The 18,485-nt window shown below is 33.6% G+C and carries 23 protein-coding genes; 10 read left to right on the top strand and 13 right to left on the bottom strand.

Features of this window, described 5'->3' with window-relative positions:
* Positions 1-32 precede the first annotated feature (32 nt).
* Positions 33-800 carry a TatD family hydrolase gene (locus LNP27_RS05090; RefSeq protein ID WP_229943468.1) on the bottom strand — a complete coding sequence of 256 codons (768 nt, stop codon included), beginning with the start codon at positions 798-800 and terminating at the stop codon, positions 33-35.
* 421 nt (positions 801-1,221) lie between these two features.
* Between LNP27_RS05090 and LNP27_RS05085 the strand changes: the two genes are divergently transcribed.
* The gene (locus LNP27_RS05085; protein ID WP_229943466.1) at positions 1,222-1,662 is read left to right on the top strand and encodes a retropepsin-like aspartic protease; all 441 of its coding nucleotides are present in this window, start codon (positions 1,222-1,224) and stop codon (positions 1,660-1,662) included.
* Positions 1,663-1,701: 39 nt separating this feature from the next.
* Here LNP27_RS05085 and LNP27_RS05080 read toward each other — a convergent pair whose 3' ends face one another.
* From LNP27_RS05080 to LNP27_RS05060, 5 genes are all read right to left on the bottom strand, one after another.
* Positions 1,702-2,490, bottom strand: a complete 789-nt coding sequence (locus LNP27_RS05080; RefSeq protein ID WP_229943465.1) for a ThuA domain-containing protein — start codon at positions 2,488-2,490, stop codon at positions 1,702-1,704.
* Positions 2,491-2,575: 85 nt separating this feature from the next.
* Positions 2,576-3,799 carry a 2-oxoglutarate dehydrogenase complex dihydrolipoyllysine-residue succinyltransferase gene (odhB, locus tag LNP27_RS05075; RefSeq protein ID WP_229943463.1) on the bottom strand — a complete coding sequence of 408 codons (1,224 nt, stop codon included), beginning with the start codon at positions 3,797-3,799 and terminating at the stop codon, positions 2,576-2,578.
* A gap of 27 nt (positions 3,800-3,826) precedes the next feature.
* The gene (locus LNP27_RS05070) at positions 3,827-4,063 is read right to left on the bottom strand and encodes a DUF2442 domain-containing protein (protein ID WP_229943461.1); all 237 of its coding nucleotides are present in this window, start codon (positions 4,061-4,063) and stop codon (positions 3,827-3,829) included.
* A complete protein-coding gene (locus LNP27_RS05065; RefSeq protein WP_229943457.1) occupies positions 4,044-4,277 on the bottom strand; it encodes a DUF4160 domain-containing protein in 234 nt (77 codons plus the stop codon). The genes LNP27_RS05070 and LNP27_RS05065 overlap by 20 nt, the downstream gene beginning before the upstream one ends.
* Positions 4,277-7,051 carry a 2-oxoglutarate dehydrogenase E1 component gene (locus LNP27_RS05060; protein WP_229943456.1) on the bottom strand — a complete coding sequence of 925 codons (2,775 nt, stop codon included), beginning with the start codon at positions 7,049-7,051 and terminating at the stop codon, positions 4,277-4,279. The genes LNP27_RS05065 and LNP27_RS05060 overlap by 1 nt, the downstream gene beginning before the upstream one ends.
* A 118-nt stretch (positions 7,052-7,169) precedes the next feature.
* On the opposite strand from LNP27_RS05060, the gene LNP27_RS05055 reads away from it, so the two are divergent.
* The gene (locus LNP27_RS05055; protein WP_229943454.1) at positions 7,170-7,712 is read left to right on the top strand and encodes a hypothetical protein; all 543 of its coding nucleotides are present in this window, start codon (positions 7,170-7,172) and stop codon (positions 7,710-7,712) included.
* Positions 7,713-7,777: 65 nt separating this feature from the next.
* Here the strand turns inward: LNP27_RS05055 and LNP27_RS05050 are convergent, their stop codons facing one another.
* From LNP27_RS05050 to LNP27_RS05030, 5 genes are all read right to left on the bottom strand, one after another.
* Positions 7,778-8,677: a glycosyltransferase family 2 protein gene (locus LNP27_RS05050; protein WP_229943453.1), complete on the bottom strand. Its 900-nt coding sequence runs from the start codon at positions 8,675-8,677 to the stop codon at positions 7,778-7,780.
* Between the two features lie 4 nt (positions 8,678-8,681).
* Complete coding sequence (locus tag LNP27_RS05045) at positions 8,682-9,353, bottom strand: glycosyltransferase family protein (protein WP_229943451.1); 672 nt, start codon at positions 9,351-9,353, stop codon at positions 8,682-8,684.
* Positions 9,346-9,906, bottom strand: a complete 561-nt coding sequence (locus LNP27_RS05040) for a glycosyltransferase family 29 protein (RefSeq protein ID WP_229943450.1) — start codon at positions 9,904-9,906, stop codon at positions 9,346-9,348. Before LNP27_RS05040 ends, LNP27_RS05045 begins: the two co-directional genes overlap by 8 nt.
* Positions 9,907-10,011: 105 nt before the next feature.
* A complete protein-coding gene (locus LNP27_RS05035; protein ID WP_229943448.1) occupies positions 10,012-10,431 on the bottom strand; it encodes a hypothetical protein in 420 nt (139 codons plus the stop codon).
* A gap of 2 nt (positions 10,432-10,433) precedes the next feature.
* The gene (locus LNP27_RS05030) at positions 10,434-11,267 is read right to left on the bottom strand and encodes a hypothetical protein (RefSeq protein WP_229943446.1); all 834 of its coding nucleotides are present in this window, start codon (positions 11,265-11,267) and stop codon (positions 10,434-10,436) included.
* Positions 11,268-11,485: 218 nt separating this feature from the next.
* On the opposite strand from LNP27_RS05030, the gene LNP27_RS05025 reads away from it, so the two are divergent.
* Entirely contained in the window at positions 11,486-11,932 is a 447-nt protein-coding gene (locus LNP27_RS05025; RefSeq protein ID WP_229943444.1) for a hypothetical protein, read from the top strand.
* A 26-nt stretch (positions 11,933-11,958) separates the two neighbouring features.
* Here LNP27_RS05025 and LNP27_RS05020 read toward each other — a convergent pair whose 3' ends face one another.
* Together LNP27_RS05020 and LNP27_RS05015 are read right to left on the bottom strand one after the other, a co-directional pair.
* Entirely contained in the window at positions 11,959-12,312 is a 354-nt protein-coding gene (locus LNP27_RS05020; protein ID WP_229943443.1) for a hypothetical protein, read from the bottom strand.
* A 72-nt stretch (positions 12,313-12,384) separates the two neighbouring features.
* A complete protein-coding gene (locus LNP27_RS05015; protein ID WP_229943441.1) occupies positions 12,385-13,359 on the bottom strand; it encodes a polyprenyl synthetase family protein in 975 nt (324 codons plus the stop codon).
* Between the two features lie 243 nt (positions 13,360-13,602).
* On the opposite strand from LNP27_RS05015, the gene LNP27_RS05010 reads away from it, so the two are divergent.
* The 7 genes from LNP27_RS05010 (at position 13,603) to LNP27_RS04980 (ending at position 18,444) form a co-directional block, all read left to right on the top strand.
* A complete protein-coding gene (locus LNP27_RS05010; RefSeq protein WP_229943438.1) occupies positions 13,603-14,001 on the top strand; it encodes a YceI family protein in 399 nt (132 codons plus the stop codon).
* Positions 13,998-14,558, top strand: coding sequence for a Crp/Fnr family transcriptional regulator (locus LNP27_RS05005; RefSeq protein ID WP_158728188.1), 561 nt, complete (start codon positions 13,998-14,000; stop codon positions 14,556-14,558). The genes LNP27_RS05010 and LNP27_RS05005 overlap by 4 nt, the downstream gene beginning before the upstream one ends.
* A gap of 71 nt (positions 14,559-14,629) precedes the next feature.
* On the top strand, positions 14,630-14,959 hold the full coding sequence (locus tag LNP27_RS05000; protein ID WP_123904558.1) for a DMT family transporter: 330 nt from the start codon (positions 14,630-14,632) through the stop codon (positions 14,957-14,959).
* A 95-nt stretch (positions 14,960-15,054) separates the two neighbouring features.
* Positions 15,055-15,255: a YceI family protein gene (locus LNP27_RS04995; protein ID WP_229943436.1), complete on the top strand. Its 201-nt coding sequence runs from the start codon at positions 15,055-15,057 to the stop codon at positions 15,253-15,255.
* 155 nt (positions 15,256-15,410) lie between these two features.
* Entirely contained in the window at positions 15,411-16,007 is a 597-nt protein-coding gene (locus tag LNP27_RS04990) for a TetR/AcrR family transcriptional regulator (protein ID WP_229943435.1), read from the top strand.
* Positions 16,007-17,371 (top strand): TolC family protein, encoded by a 1,365-nt coding sequence (locus tag LNP27_RS04985; RefSeq protein WP_229943432.1) that lies wholly within the window; start codon positions 16,007-16,009, stop codon positions 17,369-17,371. The genes LNP27_RS04990 and LNP27_RS04985 overlap by 1 nt, the downstream gene beginning before the upstream one ends.
* Before the next feature lie 5 nt (positions 17,372-17,376).
* Positions 17,377-18,444 (top strand): efflux RND transporter periplasmic adaptor subunit, encoded by a 1,068-nt coding sequence (locus tag LNP27_RS04980; RefSeq protein ID WP_229943431.1) that lies wholly within the window; start codon positions 17,377-17,379, stop codon positions 18,442-18,444.
* The last annotated feature ends 41 nt before the right edge of the window (positions 18,445-18,485 follow it).

The following is an 18,485-nucleotide window of genomic DNA, read 5'->3' as shown; positions in this document are numbered from 1 at the left end:
AAAAAAAATATCTAAATATTGTGAATTCTATTTTAAATCCCAAAAATAGCTTTAGAATTCGCAGTAGTGATGTTCGCAATTTCATTGGCCGAAAGGCTATAAATTTGGGACAACTTGTCCAGAACAGCAACAACATAACTACTTTCATTTCTTTTTCCTCGATATGGAATAGGTGCTAGATAAGGAGAATCAGTCTCTAGAACTACATGTTTCAAATCAATTTGGTTTAGAAACTGGTCAATTTTTCCATTTTTGAAGGTGACTACACCACCAATTCCCAATTTCATATTATACGAAATAGCTTGAAGCGCTTGCTCGTATGTCCCGGTGAAACAATGAAAAATACCAAATAATTCATCTGATTTCTCATCTTCTAATATTTGAAAAATCTCTTCAAATGCTTCCCGACAATGGATTACTATGGGTAATTTATGTTTTTTAGCCAATCGAATTTGGGTTCTAAAAGCAATTTTTTGCTCTTCTAAACGGGTTTTATCCCAATACAAATCAATTCCAATTTCTCCTATGGCGTAGAATTTTCTTTTCGACAATTCACTTTCCACATGCATTAATTCATCCAAATAATTGTCTTTAACATATGTTGGGTGCAAACCCATCATTAAAAAAACATTGTCTGGATAACTCTTTTCTAATTCATACATACTAGCGGTACAAGTAGAGTCGATGGCAGGAATAAAAAAACGAGAAACCCCAGCATTCAAAGCGCGTTGTATCATTGCATCTCTATCTTGATCAAATTCTTCGCTATACAGATGGGTATGAGTGTCAGTTATTATCATTAGGTATCAAAAATATTAACTGGCAAAATTACAACTATTAACAAAAATTCCCAATGTAATACTATTAGTATTTAAACCTAATATGCTATTTGTAGCGTTAAGCTTATAGAAAACTACTTAAAAAAACAAAAATTTAATCTGAAATCTGAAAAATCACAAAAATCTACATTCCTAAACATTCTTTGCAACTTGGTTCGAAAGATACTTTACTAAAAATTTTGAAACGCATTAGATTTTCTGAAAAACTATTTCAAACTTTGAAGTAACCTGAAAGAGTACAAACTCAAGTTAGAAGTAAAAATAGCGCATTAAGTATTCCAAGAAAGAAGAATAAATAATTAAACCTTCCTGTATCTTTGTAAAAAGCTCTTGTGAAATTCAGAGCAAAAAATTAAAAGATACTGAGACAAATTCAGCCCCGATGAAGAACCTACACGATATCCTTAAGAAAGAAAACTACAAGAAAGTAAAATTTAAGATTACTAAAACCCAGCATCTTTTGATAAAAGCCAAAATAAACGGTGTGCCAGGAAATTTTATTGTAGATACTGGTGCTTCCAGCAGCTGCATAGGTTTTGAAAGTGTAACTTTATTTTTATTACAAGCACAAACATCAAAAACTAAGGCCTCAGGTGCAGGAGCAACAGGGATGTTTACACAAATAGCTACAGATAATAACTTGCAATTAGGCAATTGGAAAGACAATTCTTTTGATCTGGTTATCTTTGATTTATCGCATGTAAATGAAGCACTAATGCAACATAAAGTCAAACCAGTTCATGGAATCATTGGCGCTGACATATTAATGAAAGGCAAAGCAATTGTAGATTATTACAACCACTATCTGTATTTACTAAAGTAAACTTGGAGTTACTACTTGTAAAATTATTAACGATGCGTTTTAAATTCTTGCTTTTTTATTCCTGTTAGGCTTTTTTGAGTTTTTATCTAATGCCCATAAGATTCCTCCCGTAAGATGCTTAATAAACAAAGGATCTAAATAATCTTTGTCAGCATGCCCTAAAGCAGTATAGAACACTCTAGCTCCTTCAAACTGATGACACCAAGCTAAAGGAAAGTAATCTCCAAATACACGTCCAGGATAGACTTCTTTTTCAGTATCTATTACGGTTCTCAAATCAGCGGCTAATAAAACGTGACTATTTGGGTTGAGTTCAGTCATAAAATAACATTCATCTTCTTTTTTCCAAATTTCAGGAAGCATAACTGTCGATGGATGATTTTTATCAATCACTTTAATTTCGAATGATTGAAATGCAGGATGCCTTTTAAACAAACCACCAATCATTTCGTGAAACCATGGCCAATTGCGCTCCGAACCTGAAGCGATATGAATCCCTACAAAAGCACCACCATTGTGAATGTAAGACACAAAAGCTCGGCGCTGTTCTTCGGTTTCAAATATTTCATTATTAGTATTCGAAAAAACAAGACAATTATACTTCGCTAACTTTTCAGAAGTCATGACTGAAGGATCTTCTGAAACATCTACTATTAAATTGTTTAGTATTCCAATTTTCTTTAAGGCTTCAACACTAGTAGCAATGTTAGTATGTACAAATCCTTTACCGTTTTTAGTATAAACTAAAACGCGTTTTTGAATAGGTGGGTTTGCAAATACTACAGTTACAAATAAGATAAAGGGCAGCAACATTAATTTTATTTTCATAATCCACTTTTATTTACCCGAATATAAAAAGAAAACCCCAAATGAAATAAATCATTTGGGGTTAATCTTTAAACTATATTTGCATTTACAATTCTAAAGCTTTTTTAGGATTGTTTTCCATCAATAATTCCATTGGGTTTTCTAAAGCTTCTTTTACAGCAACTAAGAAACCTACTGACTCACGACCATCAATAATTCTATGGTCATAAGAAAGTGCCACATACATCATTGGGTGAATTTCCACTTTACCATTTACAGCAATAGGACGCTCAATAATGTTGTGCATTCCAAGAATTCCTGATTGTGGAGGATTGATAATTGGAGTAGATAACATAGAACCAAATACACCACCATTAGTGATTGTAAAAGTTCCACCTGTCATATCATCAACAGTGATTTGTCCGTCACGTGCCTTAATAGCTAATCTTTTAATATCAGCTTCTACACCACGGAAAGTTAAATTTTCAGCATTGCGAACAACAGGAACCATTAATCCTTTTGGTCCTGAAACTGCAATTGAAATATCGCAAAAATCGAAAGCAATCTTGTGATCACCATCCATCATTGAGTTTACATCTGGATACAATTGTAATGCTCTTGTTACCGCTTTTGTAAAGAAAGACATATAACCAAGACCTACACCACCGTGTTTTGCTTTAAACGCATCTTTATATTCATTACGAATCATATTGATTGGCGTCATGTTTACTTCATTGAAAGTAGTCAACATAGCCGTTTCGTTTTTAGCAGCCACTAATCTTTCAGCTACTTTACGACGCAACATTGATAATTTAGTTCTTTCTGAACCACGAGATCCACCAGTAGGAGTTCCCATTGATGGCACTGCATTTACAGCATCATCTTTAGTAATTCTTCCGTCTTTTCCAGTTCCAGTTATAGAAGCTGGCGCTATATTTTTCTCGTCTAATATTTTTCTTGCTGCTGGAGATGGCGTTCCAGAAGCATAGGTTGGAGCTGGAGCTGCTTTTTGCGCTTCAGCTTTAACTTCAGCTTTTGGTGCTTCAACTGTTTTAGCAGCTTGAGCAACTGGTGCATCACCAGCTGGTTTTGCAGCTGCTGTATCAATTAAGCAAACTACCGCTCCTACTGCAACAGCATCGCCTTCTTCTGCTTTCAATGTAATAATTCCGCTTGCTTCTGCTGGCAATTCTAATGTTGCTTTGTCTGAATCAACCTCAGCAATTGCTTGGTCTTTCTCAACATAGTCTCCGTCTTTTACTAACCAAGTTGCAATTTCAACTTCTTTGATTGATTCCCCTGGTGATGGGACTTTCATTTCTAAAATCATCTTTTATAATTTTATTTGTGTGTTATTTTATTCTAATAAATTCTCAATCGAAACATCTTCGTCAATCTCTTCCCAATGAACACCTTCTCCTTTACCGATGAATCTCCATTTTTTAAGCTGCTCTTTCGTTGCTTTTCTTAATCTAGGAAACCATTCCAAAGGAACTGCGAGCTCTCGACCATCTTCTAAGAAAACAATCATTTTGTTTTCAGAAAAAACAATGTCTACTGCATTTTTTGATTTACTAATTACTGAAAAACTCATCCCATTTTTGTATTAAAAGTTGTTGATTTACTTCTACTAAATTACGCATTGTTTTTAATTGAGTAGAATTAAATCCCGAAGATTTCACTAATTCTACATTTTCCAGATTAAATTTAGCAGTCTTTTCTGCTTTCTCAATATGAATATGCTTTGGCAAATGCTCATTACTATAAAAGAAAAATCGAAATCCATCAATCACTAAGTCCGTTGGCATTATCTAAATAAATCTTTATCAAATACCATTTGAATCGCATCGGCGTGACGGCGTTTTGCTCTTGTATAACTTCCTGCTGCTGGTGCCGCGTATGCTTTTAACGAAGCTAATCTCCATTTGACTAAGTCAAAATTCATTAACATATAACTATACGCCCCCATGTTTTTAGGCTCTTCCTGTGCCCAAACATAATCATCAGCATTTGGATATTTAGCAACAATAGCTTTCAACTGTTCTACTGGAAGTGGAAACAATTGCTCAATTCTAACCACTGCAACATCATTACGACCGTTAATTTCTCTTTCGGCAACGATATCATAATAGAATTTTCCAGTACAGAAAACTAATGTTTTCACTTCCGCTTTATTTACTGTTTCATCATCGAAAGTTTCTTGGAAAGTTCCTTGTGTGAAATCTTCTATTGGAGATACACATCTTGGATCACGCAACAAACTCTTTGGTGTAAACACAACAAGTGGTTTACGGAAAGTTGTTTTCATTTGTCGTCTTAACAAGTGAAAGAAGTTCGCTGGCGTTGTACAATCAGCAACATACATATTGTGTCTCGCACAAAGCTGTAAGTATCTTTCCATTCTAGCAGAAGAATGCTCTGCTCCTTGCCCTTCATATCCGTGAGGCAATAACAAAACAATTCCGTTCTGGTTGTTCCATTTATCTTCGCCACAAGAAATGTATTGGTCAATCATAATTTGGGCTCCATTAGAGAAATCTCCAAACTGTGCTTCCCAAATCGTCAATGTATTTGGATTTGCTAATGCATAACCGTAGTCAAAACCAAGTACACCATATTCTGACAGTAAAGAGTTGAAGATATTAAACTTCCCTTTTTTACCTTCTAAACTATTTATAAGAGTTACCTCTTCCTCTGAATCTTCTACTTTTACAACAGCATGACGGTGCGAAAAAGTACCACGCTCTACATCTTGTCCAGAAATACGAACATCATATCCTTCCTGCAACAATGACCCGTACGCTAAATGCTCTGCCATTCCCCAATCTAACTTATTAGTGTCGAAAAACATTGTTTTTCTATCGTTGATTAGTTTCTGAATTTTATTAATAAACTTTTTATCTGATGGTAAATTACACACTGCATTTGCAACAGCCGTAAGTCCTTCTTTAGTGTAAGAAGTATCAAATTTTTCAAGCATTCCATCGTTAGAAACTCTTGTAAAACCTTGCCATTCATTTTGCATAAATGGAGTAATTATCGTCAAATCTTTTTTACGTGATTCTTCAAGATTCACTTCAAGATTAGACTTGTACTCTACCTCCAAGCCTTTTACGTAAGTGGCATCAATAACTCCAGCAGCCAATAATTTATCAGCATAAATATCTCTTGGATTTTCATGTTTCGCTATTAATTTATAAAGAACCGGTTGTGTAAAACGAGGTTCGTCACCTTCATTATGCCCATATTTTCTGTATCCTAACAAATCGATAAATACATCACGACCAAACTGCATTCTATAATCTAAGGCAAAAGACATGGCGTGTACCACCGCTTCAGCATCATCAGCATTTACGTGTAATACTGGTGAAAGTGTTACCTTAGCAACATCAGTACAATACTTTGAAGAACGCGCGTCAATATAATTAGTGGTAAAACCAACTTGATTATTGATAACAATATGAATTGTTCCGCCAGTTTTGTATCCATCTAATTGCGCCATTTGTACAATTTCGTACAAAATTCCCTGACCAGCAATTGCAGCATCTCCGTGAACGGCGATGGGCAATACTTTAGAAAAATCGTTAGGGAAATATCTATCTTGTTTTGCTCTTGTGATTCCCTCAATAACAGCACCTACTGTTTCAAGATGTGAAGGATTTGGAGCTAAATTAATATTTATATTTTTTCCAGACTTAGTCACTTTTTCAGCCGTAAGTCCTAAGTGGTATTTTACATCACCATCAAAATATTCTTGATCGTAGTCTTTACCGTCAAATTCTCCAAAAATATCCTGAGTCGATTTTCCGAAGATATTCGCTAAAACATTCAAACGACCACGGTGCGCCATTCCCATAACAAAGTGTTCCACTCCTTTTTCTGCCGCTTTTTCGATTAAAGCATCCAGAGCAGGAATTACAGACTCCCCACCTTCAAGAGAAAAACGTTTTTGACCTACATATTTTGTATGCAAAAAGTTTTCAAAAGAAACGGCTTGGTTTAATTTATTCAGAATTGATTTTTTTTCATCCGTTGAAAATGCAGGTTGGTTATCATTAACACCTAATTTCTTTTGGATCCATTCTTTTACCTCCGGATTACGAATATACATATATTCAACCCCTATATGCTGACAATATATTGAATCTAAGTGTAAGATGATTTCCTTAAGTGTACAAGGCGCAATGTGAATTGCCTTTGCGGCATCAAAAACGGTATTTAAATCTGCAGACGAAAGTCCGAAGTTTTCAATAGCAAGTGTTGGTGATGAAGCGCGTCTTTCTCTAACGGGATTCGTTTTAGTAAACAAATGGCCGCGAGAACGATATCCATCAATTAATTTCAATACATTGAATTCTTTTTGAAGTTTATCAGAAACCAAACTGCAATCTGAGTTGTTTGAAGCAAAATTTGCAATTTGTTCCACTTTGCTCTCCTCATTGTAAGTCGTCATTCCAAAATCGAAACCTTGAAAAAAACTTCTCCAACTAGGCTCAACGCTATCTGGATTTTCTAAATATTGATCGTATAACTGTGCGAAAAATTCGGTGTGTGCTGCGTTTAAAAATGAAAACCTATCCATAATATTGAGTGAATATACTTTTTTGTTAAAATAGTTTGGCAAAAGTACAATAATACAATAAATTTATACTTTATTTTAAGATACTTTTACATACTATCTTGTTAAAAATTTAAAACTCATGAAAAAGAAATCCTTTTTAAATGGTTATCCATCATTACTAGCGATTATCACCTTGTTTTTTACAACTATTACGATTGCACAACAGACTAACATGGCTCCACAGCCAGAAAATCAGTTTTGGAGAAATGTGCAATTTGGAGGCGGTCTTGGTTTGGGGTTTGGCTCTGGTTATACTGATATTTCAATTGCTCCAAGTGCTATTTACAACCTCAACGAATATGCAGCTTTAGGTTTAGGTTTGCAATATAAATATCTAAAACAAAAAAATTATTACGCTTCTCATTTCTATGGTGGAAGTATTATTGGATTACTAAATCCGATACGACAAATCCAACTTTCGGCAGAACTAGAACAATTACGAGTAAATGTTAATTTAGTTGGATCCAATAGCAACTCCCAAGATTATTGGAACACCGCATTATTTGTTGGCGCAGGATACAGATCCGGAAATGCTACAATTGGCGCCCGTTATAATGTTTTGGATGATAAAAACAGCATTTACGGAAGTGCTTTTATGCCTTTTGTAAGGGTTTATTTTTGAGGGAAATCCACATAAACGGAGCTAAACTTATCTTAACATAAAAAACATCTAGGATTCCTTTAGATTTAATATATCCCGCAATACTTTCCTAAAATATTTTTTCTAAAATCTAGTAACCATTCCTCATCATATCGTTGAATCAAAACTTCTGAAGCAAAAACCTTATCGTACCATTGATTTAGTCCATTTATTTTTTCTTCATTTTTAAACAGCTTAGGCGCCATACCAAAACAAACCCCAGCATGCAACATCAACTCTTCAGCCGTATGCTCCACTTCTATTTTATCTAACTCACGTGATAATAAATTTAAAATAGCTTGTTTTAATTCTTTTTGTTTACGATTACAACTATTCTCACTATACCAGCGATAACTGAGATAATAAGCTGGCAAATTAGCGACTTTGCTAACTTCTGCAAAACGCACCCAAAGATCATAATCTTCACAATATTGAAACTCAGGATCGTACTTTAATTGCTTTGCTAAATCAGTACGCATGGTAACGGCAGAATGAGTAAACTGATTGCGAAATAACAGTCCCAATTGTGCGCTGCCGTAGTCTGTGACACCTTCTACGGTATCAATTATTTTTCCATTCTCATTAGTCACCTGATACCAGCCGCCAACAATCCCATAATCAGGGTTCTTAGTAAGAAAATCGGTTTGCGCCTGCAAACGGTTTCCTAGAACAATATCATCGGCATCCATTCGGGCAATGTATTCACCTTTTGCCATCTCAATACCTTTGTTTAAAGTATATACAATGCCTTTATTGCAACTGTTTTTAAGGTAAACAATGCGACTATCCGATATTTTAGAAACAATTTCCTCCGTAGTATCGGTACTGCCATCATCAATGATTAACAATTCATAGTCAGCATATTTCTGGGCAAGAACACTTTTTATGGCTGGTACTATATATTTTGCGCAATTGTAAGTAGGAATAAGTACGGTTGTTTGTGGCATAAGTTTAAACCTGTTTTGTTAGATTGCAAATAAATTTAAATTTTTCAAGATCTTCGGGACTATCAATGTCAAGAAATGGGACATTATTTTTTACGCAAGAGAAACGACCGCTCCAAAATGTTGCATTTGTATCTCCTGATAATACTACCTTATTTAAGAATGCTCTTTTTATTAAATACATGGAACCATCAATAATGGTTTCCGATGGTTTGCTAAGTTTTCCTTTTCTATTATTCAATGTTTTTTTAAATCGATACTCGGCTTCCTCATTTTGTTCTATAAAATATTGTTCTCTATCTGGCATAGTATTAGATGTAGCAATAAAATCAAGAGTATCATAATTCTTAGTCATAAGGTACCCCATTTCATCTATCAACCCAATTGATTTAAATGGATGTGTAACCGGACACAGGATAAAACGTTCGAAGTTATTATTTTGAAGAAAAGACCAGCAGGAAGAAAGCTCGTCTTGACCTTCATTTCTAGTTTCCAAAAAAGTTCTATACCCATAATCTTCTGCCGTTTTTAAGAGATCCTCTGCGTCAGAAACAACCCAGACATTTTTTTTTCCTTCGGCTTTCAAATAATCTAAAGTATAAGGGAGAAGAAAATAGTTCTTATATGGACATCGTATGCTAATTGACTTAACAGGAACAATTATTGGTATATCATTCATCCTCTAGCCTGAATATTTGTTTGTTTTTTAATTTATCCATTAAAAAGCGTTGTTCATACAAACCTGAACCCTTATGCCAATTCCAAATAGGGAAATTGTCGATTAACAACGCGCGATTTTCTACATCCAGACAAGTTATATAAATATCATACTCATCATTCCAATGTGAATTTAGTAAATAGCCTAATAACAAAATAGATGTAGTTAAACGTTCAAATCCTGTTTCATTTATAGCAAATCGATCTTCAATTAACTCAATGTTTTTATATTGCTCTTCGGTTAAATACTCGTCCCAATTTGAGAATTTGCTGTGCCAGAAAGGTCTCATAAGAATCTGACCTGCATTTTTTATGGATTTTTTGTTTTCACCTCCTTTAAATTCATACTTAAATGCATCATTTGCCTCTAAACACAGGCCATCAATTCTATTTCCAGTATGACCCACATAATTCATTCGGTTGATGCGCATAACATAATCGAATGAATCTATTTCATTGGCCAATGTTTCTCGCATAGGTGGTTTATTACCTACAAACACTAGTTTTTTTTTCATATATAACTACATTTTTTTTAATGGAACAATAGATACAATCGTTTAAAGAAATCTTAATCCATGTTTGTATTCTGCCCTAATATAATTTTTCAATGGCACATAAAATTAAACCCAATACCCTCGACAAATTTTATTATATAGCAATGAGATAATAAGCGGCGATACTATAATAATAATAACAGCAGTAAAACCAATATATTTTGCAAATTGACTATTTAAAAACACATCTCCTTTATAAGTTTCGTATATTTTCCGGTATCTTTTGTTATAATAAAAAACAAAATAAACGATACTACCATAAAAAATTACTGCTAAAATTGAAGTCAATGTACTTGGTTTTGATAATGTTTTATTTACCGGATCATATACCGGATCCATCAAATCTATTATGGTTGAAATTGATAATCCAATTCCAAAAAAACAACCCAAAAAAATTCCTCCAACCGTTAGGGAAGGGATATCATTTTTATACTCACCATGTTTATAATAGGCGTTATAAATAATATAGAATAATTTATATACCATAACTACTGATCGTCAAGTTGTCCTTTAATTAATAGCCAACCACCCGAAACAGCTAACCCTACTACATTTGATTTTATAAATAAAGAACCTACATTTATGGCAGCATCTGCTACATTTACTGCAGATACACCACCACCATCGAGTATATCGTCTTTTAAGGTACCTAAACTATCATATGCCTGTGAGTACCCTAACAGCTTACCTGTCAAACTAAGAATTGCAATACCTTTAAATTGTTGCACGGCTCTTAGATCATCCACAAAGGAACCTGCAGGATTATTATCAAATATATTTTTTAAAAGATCATTTGCAGTTACGGGAGTATTACTAAATATAGCAACGGACATATTTGCATAAAATTCATTAAAGGATAGCCCGGTTGATATTGCTCCTGCAGTAATATCTCTAGCTAATTCATAATTAGTTGGGTTATAACCTCCATCGCCAGTTGAACCACCACCTGATGAACCACCACCTGATGAACCACCACCGCCCTGAACATATCCTCCACTACTTAACCTGAAAGACCCTGATCCACCGGAATGGTCTGACCAGTCCCAAAAAACAAACCCACTAGACGAACCTGCAGCTGGACTCTTTTTTGATACAATCACTTCATTTAATTCACCCCCAAAAAAGGTGAATGAGTCACCACTGCTACTCATAACGTATGAGCCAGCTGGTACTAGTCCAATGTTCCCGCTATTGATTGCTTCCATTATTTGTTGCCAGGTATACCCACCGCTTCCCCCAACGAATCGAACCTGATCCTCTTTACAGATCACTTCCATTTCCTGCTCCAGCAGGTCGAATGCCAATTTTGATTTGTTAGTCATAATTAATAGTTAATAAAAGTTTTTATTTTTTTATATTTTTCAAAAAAATCACTTTATTCACACTTTTAAGATTAATTATTACAATATTATATAAAAAAAAATAATAAAAAATATTTTTTTTTAACAAAAAAAAACTTAGTTTTCAGTATCCTATTAAATCATTTTTAGCGATTATCACCTTGTTATTTACAACTATTACGATTGCACAGCAACCTAACATGCCTCCACAAGAAAATCAATTTTGGAAAAATGTACAAATTGGTGGTGATCTTGCCTTAGGTTTAGGCTCTGGTTATACTGATATTTCAATTGCTCCAAGTGCTATTTATAACTTCAGTGAATATGCAGCTTTAGGTGTGGGTTTGCAGTATAAATATTTGAAGCAAAAAGATTATTACGCCTTTCATTTTTATGGAGGAAGTATTATTGGATTACTAAATCCGATACGACAAATTCAACTTTCAGCAGAATTAGAGCAACTGCGAGTAAATGTAAACCTGGAAGGATCCAACAGCAACTCCCAAAACTATTGGAATACAGCACTATTTATAGGTGCAGGATATCGCTCTGGCAACGTAACAATAGGTGCACGTTATAATGTATTGGATGATAAAAACAGTATCTACGGAAGTGCTTTTATGCCTTTTGTAAGAGTTTACTTTTAACGAAATCCGCAAAATAATGAGGTGTATTAGCGATATTTATTCCTAAACCAAACTTTTTGCCATTCTCTTTTTAAGATTAAAAACGCCACTTGCTCCGCTAAAATGACTAAATCAGAGCCGTCAAGTTTTTTTATTTCTTCTTCAGAAACGTCAATTATGTATAGCAAATTGAGATATTCGGCAAACTTGTATTGAATCAGTCGGTAGATTTTTTCATGCAGTTGTAACTTTAATTCATTTGGAGAAATACTCATAGGAAAATCAATTGCTTCATTAGCAAGATTAAAGTCCTTATTAAGTTGTTCCACTAATTTAAGATATAAGGTTTCTTTTTCCGCTTCTAATAATAACGAATCCGCATTTATGGGAGCTAAATACATGTAATTTTTGATTTAAGATCGCAGATTTTAGAAATTGTAATTGTTAATTCGATTGACATTACTAAGGTTTTTTTAAACTTTTCTTCCCATTAAGTTCTCGCCAAAATTTCTCAACATCTCTTTTTTATCGGCACTAATTTTCATTTTGTCCAAAGTTTGAAAAGCTAGAAAAGTAAAATCATGTATAGCATCTTGAGTAGCTTTGGCAGCACCTGAACTGTTAAAAAGCTCTTTTACAACCTCTATTTTATCGGAGCTATCTTCTGGATGAATAGAAAATAAGTGCGTTAACTCCATCGCGTCTTTTTCACTAGAAAAAGCCATAGCTTTTAAGTACAAATACGTTTTTTTATTTTCAATAATGTCTCCGCCAACTTGTTTACCAAAGGTTTCTGGATTACCAAAAGCGTCTAGATAATCATCCTGTAATTGAAAAGCCAAACCAAGATTTAATCCAAAATCATAAATTAAATCAGCGTTCTCTACGGTCGTTTCTGCGATAATAGCGCCCATTTTCATTGCCGCAGCAACTAGAACAGCAGTCTTGTACTGAATCATCTTCAAGTATTCCGGAATGGTAACATCATTGCGTTTTTCAAAATCAACATCCCATTGTTGACCTTCACAAACTTCCAGTGCTGTTTTACTAAATAACTTAGCTAAGTCTCTAAAAACAGCTGGTTCGTATTGCTCAAAATACTGATAAGCCAATATTAACATTGCATCACCAGAGAGAATACCCGTGTTTAGATCCCATTTTTCATGCACCGTTTCTTTCCCTCTTCGCAGTGGCGCATCATCCATAATATCATCATGAACCAGCGAAAAGTTATGAAAAACTTCAACCGCTAGCGCAGCTGGCAATGCTTTTTTATAATCGGCATCAAAAATTTCGGCTGCCATTAAAGTCAATACTGGACGAATTCGCTTGCCTCCTAAATCTAAAATATAATGAATGGGTTCATACAAATTTTTAGGCTCTTTCGATTCATATTGTGACTGTAAATAATCGGCAAGAAATTTTTGATACTGAGAAATGGTATGCATTATTTTTTTTGTTTAAAGTTCAAGTTAGAAAAAAAGGTAGCTAAACCAGTCTTTTTGACATATACAGTACAAAGAAACTCAATAAAGTTAAATTTTAAACTTTCACAAATGTTAAATAAAACAAAATACAAAGGAAACTTCTTTGGTATTCAAAGTTTCCGATTTACATTTGCACAAAATTTTTTTATTGACTGATACTACTGAAGGGGAAGTCAATTAAATTCTCACCACAATAACCAAATTATGAAAACGAAATGGACAATTGATTCCAGTCAATCTGATGTTCTTATTAAAATGAGACATTCAATAATAGCTTATTTAGCAGGAACAATAAATAAATTCAACGGTCATATTGACATTGAAAATAATGAGATAGCAGATGCTTCCATCGAATTTTCATTAGATGTAAATAACAAAGACGCAAAATTGGAACAAATGGATTCTCATTTGAAAATGAATGACTTATTTGATGTGAATGAATATCCAATTATTCAGTTTAAGTCAACATCATTCGAGAAAATAAATAAAAACATCAATTTCCTGAAAGGTAATTTAACGATCAAAAACGTAACTAAAGCAGTTGAGCTTGATGCAGAGTTTATAGTTAGCGGCAAGCATAAACCAACACCGTACAAAGAATGAACCCTCTCATAAAACAACTTAAAAAATACGGAAATCTGACCTCTGAAATCGAAACAGAACTTAACGAAAAAATTAAAAGTCTGATAAAACAAAAAGGCGATTTTTTGCTCAAAGAAGGACAAATTGTTTCAAATTTATTCGTAATTGAAAAAGGGCTTGTTCGTTCGTTTTATAATATCAATGAAAGAGAAATTAATGTTTGGTTTGGTTTTGAGAGCGGAATTTTAGGTTCAGTAATGCCATTATTTTTTAGCCAACCTTCAATTGAAAACATTCAGTTTTTAGAAGACACCACTTTATATTATATCTCAAGCAATGACCTTGAAAGTTTCTACAAATCATCGCAGGAAATGAATACGATTGGTAGAAAAATGGCAGAAGAATATTGCAAAATTTTAGAGGAACGTTCTTTTTTATTACAAACACATACCGCAGAACAGCATTATCATTGGCTTTTGAAAAACCAACCCGAAGCTTTGCAAAGAATTTCTTTAGGACATATTGCTTCTTATTTGGGTATTTCGCAAGAAACATTGAGCCGTATTAGAAAGAAATAACGATTTTGACATTTGTCAAAAAAAGCACTTTTTAATTTTTGTTTCTTTGCATCAGTTAAAACAAAAGAACAATGAAATATTTATTTTTATCATTAGCAATCGTACTTGAAGTTGTAGGTTCGAGCTTTATGAAAGCATCAGACGGTTTTTCAAAATTATTGCCAACAGCGATAACAATTGTGGCATATATTGCTTGCTTTTTCTTTTTGTCGCAAGCTTTAAAATCCATTCCTTTGGGAATAGCTTATGCAATTTGGGGTGGTTTAGGAATTGTCTTGACAGCTATAATTTCGGTTGTGGTATTTAAGCAATCGTTAGACATTCCAGCAATTATTGGAATTATTTTAATTGTGACAGGAGTTATCGTAATGAATTTTTTCTCAAAATCAGCAGCACACTAAAATGCCAGCCGCTAACAAGGGTTTTGCAATAGTGGGGCGAAACTGCAAAGTTCAACGGTTGTTCTTCGGTTGAACTTTAGTGCAAAATTGAAGATTTGTGCTTCGATTGCCCCACCATCGCAAAGCCCCGAACCGGTATCAATGACTTTAATGGTGATCAAAAGGCAGCTTTTGAAGTTACAGGAAAAATTAATAGAAAAGACTTTGGCCTTACCTTTAATTCTTTCAATCAAACTGGTGGTTTAGCGCTAGGTCAAGATATTAAACTGATTGCTAATTTAGAATTTAGCGTATAGAGTCATAATTACTTACTGTTAAATAATTCTAAACATCATGGAAACTATTTTAGTGTTAAAAGTTTCCTTTGTACATTTGCATCGCAATTAATAAATCATTTGCCCATCAATTTTAACTCTATTAAAAAACACTGATAGTATTTCAGGATAAAAAGATGAAAGAAAAAATTATAAATAAAGCAAGCGATATGTTTTTAAAACTAGGTTTTAAAAGTGTAACGATGGATGATATTGCGGGAGAAATGAGTATTTCAAAAAAAACAATTTATAAATATTTTTGCAATAAAGAGTTGCTTATTGAAGAGAGCACCGCAACAGTTCACAAGGAAATACATGAAATTATTAATACTATAATTTCTAAAAACTACAATGCCATCGAAGAGAATTTTGAAATTAGAAAAATGTTTAAAGAGATGTTTAAATCATCCGACAATTCTCCAGTTTATCAATTAAAAAAACACTATCCCGAAATATACCAAACAGTAATGGATAGGGAAATAAATGAATGTAACACCACATTTGAACAAAATATAATAAAAGGGATCCAACAGGGATTATATCGAGAAAACATAAATGTCAAAAACTATATTCAATTTTATTACAATCTTGTCTTCACCATTAGAGAAAACATAAGTTCTGAAAAAGAAGGCCAAAAAATTGAACTAGAAGTTTTAGAATATCACACCAGAGCCATGGCAACTCCCGCTGGAATAATCGAATTAGAAAATCAATTACTTAACTACACTATATAATGAAGAGAATAATTTTAATAGCGATGCTGACAATTGGCTTAGCAGCGCAATCTCAAAACTTGAGTGCTACTGCAACAGGTCCAGTAAAAACGCTTACGCTAAAAGAAGCGATCACTTATGCTTTAGAAAATAAAGCTGATGCTAAAAAAGCACAATTAAAAGTAGAAAATAGCGAATATCAAATACAAGAAGTTCGTTCTAGAGCTTTACCTCAAATTTCAGCAAACGGAAGCTTAACCTATAATCCTGTATTGCAAACAACTGTAATTGACGGATCCGCTTTTGGACAGCCAGGAACAGTTATCCAAGCAGCTTTTGGACAAAAATGGAGTTCAACTGCAGGAGTTTCTTTGACACAAGCCATATTTGATCAATCCGTTTTTACGGGCTTAAAAGCAGCAAAATCGACTAGAGAGTTTTACCAAATCAACAATCAATTGACAGAAGAGCAAGTAATTGAGCGTGTTGCTAATAATTATTATCAAGTATATGTGCAACGCCAAAAACTAATTGTTATTGACAGCACTTATAAAACTACTAGTAAAGTAAAAAATATTATCAAAGGTCAATATGACAATGGTTTAGCTAAAAAAATCGACTTAGATCGTATTTTAGTTAAGATTTCAAATATCAACACCATGCGTCAACAAGTATTGAACGCTGTACAAATTCAAGAAAATGCTTTGAAATTTTATATGGGAATGCCTATAGAAACTCAAATCGAGATTCCACAAACTGCATTTGAAGTAAGTCCTCAATCTTTATCTGAAGTTCCAAATACGGCTAACAGAAGTGAATTTTTACTTCTGAAAAAACAAGAAGAACTTTTAAATTACCAGAAAAAGTCAATTGAAGCTGGATATTACCCAACATTATCACTGAGTGCTGGTTACAACTACATTGGTCAAGGTCCTAAAATGCCTATTGGTGCAAAACCTTCTGATGGCGTATACTGGTCTGATTTCTCTTCAATTGGTTTAAACCTTAGAGTGCCTATTTTTACAGGTTTTGGAACAAGAGCTAAAGTTAGGCAAGCAGACATCAACTTAAAAACTATAAAAGAAGATCTGGATGATACTAAATTAGCACTTGATCTTTCTTTTGCAAATGCTAAAACGCAAATTGACAATAGTTTGATTACTATTAACAATCAAAAAGAAAATGCACAATTAGCCAAAGAGGTTTTAGATAATACCAGAAACAATTATGTACAAGGATTGGCGTCATTAACTGATTTGTTAGATGCTGAAAACGCATTGACTGAGGCGCAAAACAACTATACATCAGCAATATTAGAGTACAAACTGGCTGAAATACAATTAATCAAATCAAAAGGAGAATTAAAAACACTTATAAATAACTAATAAAAATGAAAAAAATAGTACTAATCATAGTAGCAATCGTAGCGTCATTAGGCGTTATCGCATATACGTTAATGAATAATAAAAAAGAAAACGAAGCTAAAACCGCTATTGTAGCAGAGAAAAACGCAAGCGTTTCTGTAAAAACATCAACAGCAACAAATCAAGAAGTTGCCTTAGATTTTTCTGCTAATGGTATTTTTGAACCAATTCAGGAGTTAAGTTATTCTGCTGAAAAATCAGGAAAAATAACAAAAATAATTGTAAAAGAAGGTGATTTTGTTACCGTAGGACAAACGCTAGCTATTGTAAGAAGTGATATTGTAAATGTAACTGCTCAAAATGCAAATGCTATCTATCAAAACGCAGTTGCTGATTACAGCCGATTTGAAAATGCATTCAAAACAGGAGGTGTTACTAAGCAACAACTCGATCAAGCTAAACTAGCAATGGTAAATGCAAAATCACAGTTAACGCAAGCAAACATTAATGTGGGCGATACCAGAATTAAAGCTCCAATTAGCGGTTTTATTAATAAAAAACACATCGAAGTAGGTTCAATAATTTCGGCAATGCCAGCAACACCTTTATTTGATATCGTAAATGTTTCTAGATTGAAATTAAAAGTTACTGTGAATGAAGACCAAATCGCTAGTTTAAAAGTGGGTAGTGCCACAAATGTAACTGCAAGTGTTTATCCAGATAAAACTTTTTCAGGAAAAATTACTTTTATCGCTTCAAAAGCAGATAGCAGTTTGAACTTTCCTGTTGAAATAGAAATTACAAATAACGCTTCAAAAGATTTAAAAGCAGGAATGTACGGAACTGCTCAATTTACTGCAAACCAAGGGAAAAAATCCTTATTAATCGTTCCTAGAAATGCCTTTATAGGAAGTGTGAGCAGCAACGAAATGTTTGTAATCGAAAATGGAACTGCTAAACTAAAAACGGTTACAGCTGGAAGAATTCTGGGTGATAAAGTGGAGATTTTGAACGGACTTTCAGAGGGTGAAACTGTAATTATCACAGGTCAAATCAACCTTCAAGACGGATCTAAAGTGGAGATTATAAAATAATCATAAGTCAAAAACTTTATGACTTTAAGACCAAAAATATA

Origin of the sequence: Flavobacterium galactosidilyticum (assembly GCF_020911945.1) — a bacterium.
Taxonomy (GTDB): domain Bacteria; phylum Bacteroidota; class Bacteroidia; order Flavobacteriales; family Flavobacteriaceae; genus Flavobacterium; species Flavobacterium galactosidilyticum.
This window is presented reverse-complemented; position numbering and strand designations above follow the sequence as displayed.

Bases quoted from the DNA above. Each gene is read 5' to 3' on its own strand.
- LNP27_RS05025 (WP_229943444.1), top strand. From the start codon at position 11,486: ATGCCTCCACAAGAAAATCAATTTTGGAAAAATGTACAAATTGGTGGT.
- LNP27_RS04985 (WP_229943432.1), top strand. From the start codon at position 16,007: ATGAAGAGAATAATTTTAATAGCGATGCTGACAATTGGCTTAGCAGCG.
- LNP27_RS05030 (WP_229943446.1), bottom strand. From the start codon at position 11,267: ATGACTAACAAATCAAAATTGGCATTCGACCTGCTGGAGCAGGAAATG.
- LNP27_RS05080 (WP_229943465.1), bottom strand. From the start codon at position 2,490: ATGAAAATAAAATTAATGTTGCTGCCCTTTATCTTATTTGTAACTGTA.
- LNP27_RS05035 (WP_229943448.1), bottom strand. From the start codon at position 10,431: ATGGTATATAAATTATTCTATATTATTTATAACGCCTATTATAAACAT.
- LNP27_RS05045 (WP_229943451.1), bottom strand. From the start codon at position 9,353: ATGAATGATATACCAATAATTGTTCCTGTTAAGTCAATTAGCATACGA.
- odhB (WP_229943463.1), bottom strand. From the start codon at position 3,799: ATGATTTTAGAAATGAAAGTCCCATCACCAGGGGAATCAATCAAAGAA.
- LNP27_RS05085 (WP_229943466.1), top strand. From the start codon at position 1,222: ATGAAGAACCTACACGATATCCTTAAGAAAGAAAACTACAAGAAAGTA.
- LNP27_RS05050 (WP_229943453.1), bottom strand. From the start codon at position 8,677: ATGCCACAAACAACCGTACTTATTCCTACTTACAATTGCGCAAAATAT.
- LNP27_RS05000 (WP_123904558.1), top strand. From the start codon at position 14,630: ATGAAATATTTATTTTTATCATTAGCAATCGTACTTGAAGTTGTAGGT.
- LNP27_RS05020 (WP_229943443.1), bottom strand. From the start codon at position 12,312: ATGTATTTAGCTCCCATAAATGCGGATTCGTTATTATTAGAAGCGGAA.
- LNP27_RS05090 (WP_229943468.1), bottom strand. From the start codon at position 800: ATGATAATAACTGACACTCATACCCATCTGTATAGCGAAGAATTTGAT.
- LNP27_RS04990 (WP_229943435.1), top strand. From the start codon at position 15,411: ATGAAAGAAAAAATTATAAATAAAGCAAGCGATATGTTTTTAAAACTA.
- LNP27_RS05065 (WP_229943457.1), bottom strand. From the start codon at position 4,277: ATGCCAACGGACTTAGTGATTGATGGATTTCGATTTTTCTTTTATAGT.
- LNP27_RS05040 (WP_229943450.1), bottom strand. From the start codon at position 9,906: ATGAAAAAAAAACTAGTGTTTGTAGGTAATAAACCACCTATGCGAGAA.
- LNP27_RS05005 (WP_158728188.1), top strand. From the start codon at position 13,998: ATGAACCCTCTCATAAAACAACTTAAAAAATACGGAAATCTGACCTCT.
- LNP27_RS05055 (WP_229943454.1), top strand. From the start codon at position 7,170: ATGAAAAAGAAATCCTTTTTAAATGGTTATCCATCATTACTAGCGATT.
- LNP27_RS05060 (WP_229943456.1), bottom strand. From the start codon at position 7,051: ATGGATAGGTTTTCATTTTTAAACGCAGCACACACCGAATTTTTCGCA.
- LNP27_RS05010 (WP_229943438.1), top strand. From the start codon at position 13,603: ATGAAAACGAAATGGACAATTGATTCCAGTCAATCTGATGTTCTTATT.
- LNP27_RS05070 (WP_229943461.1), bottom strand. From the start codon at position 4,063: ATGAGTTTTTCAGTAATTAGTAAATCAAAAAATGCAGTAGACATTGTT.
- LNP27_RS04980 (WP_229943431.1), top strand. From the start codon at position 17,377: ATGAAAAAAATAGTACTAATCATAGTAGCAATCGTAGCGTCATTAGGC.
- LNP27_RS05015 (WP_229943441.1), bottom strand. From the start codon at position 13,359: ATGCATACCATTTCTCAGTATCAAAAATTTCTTGCCGATTATTTACAG.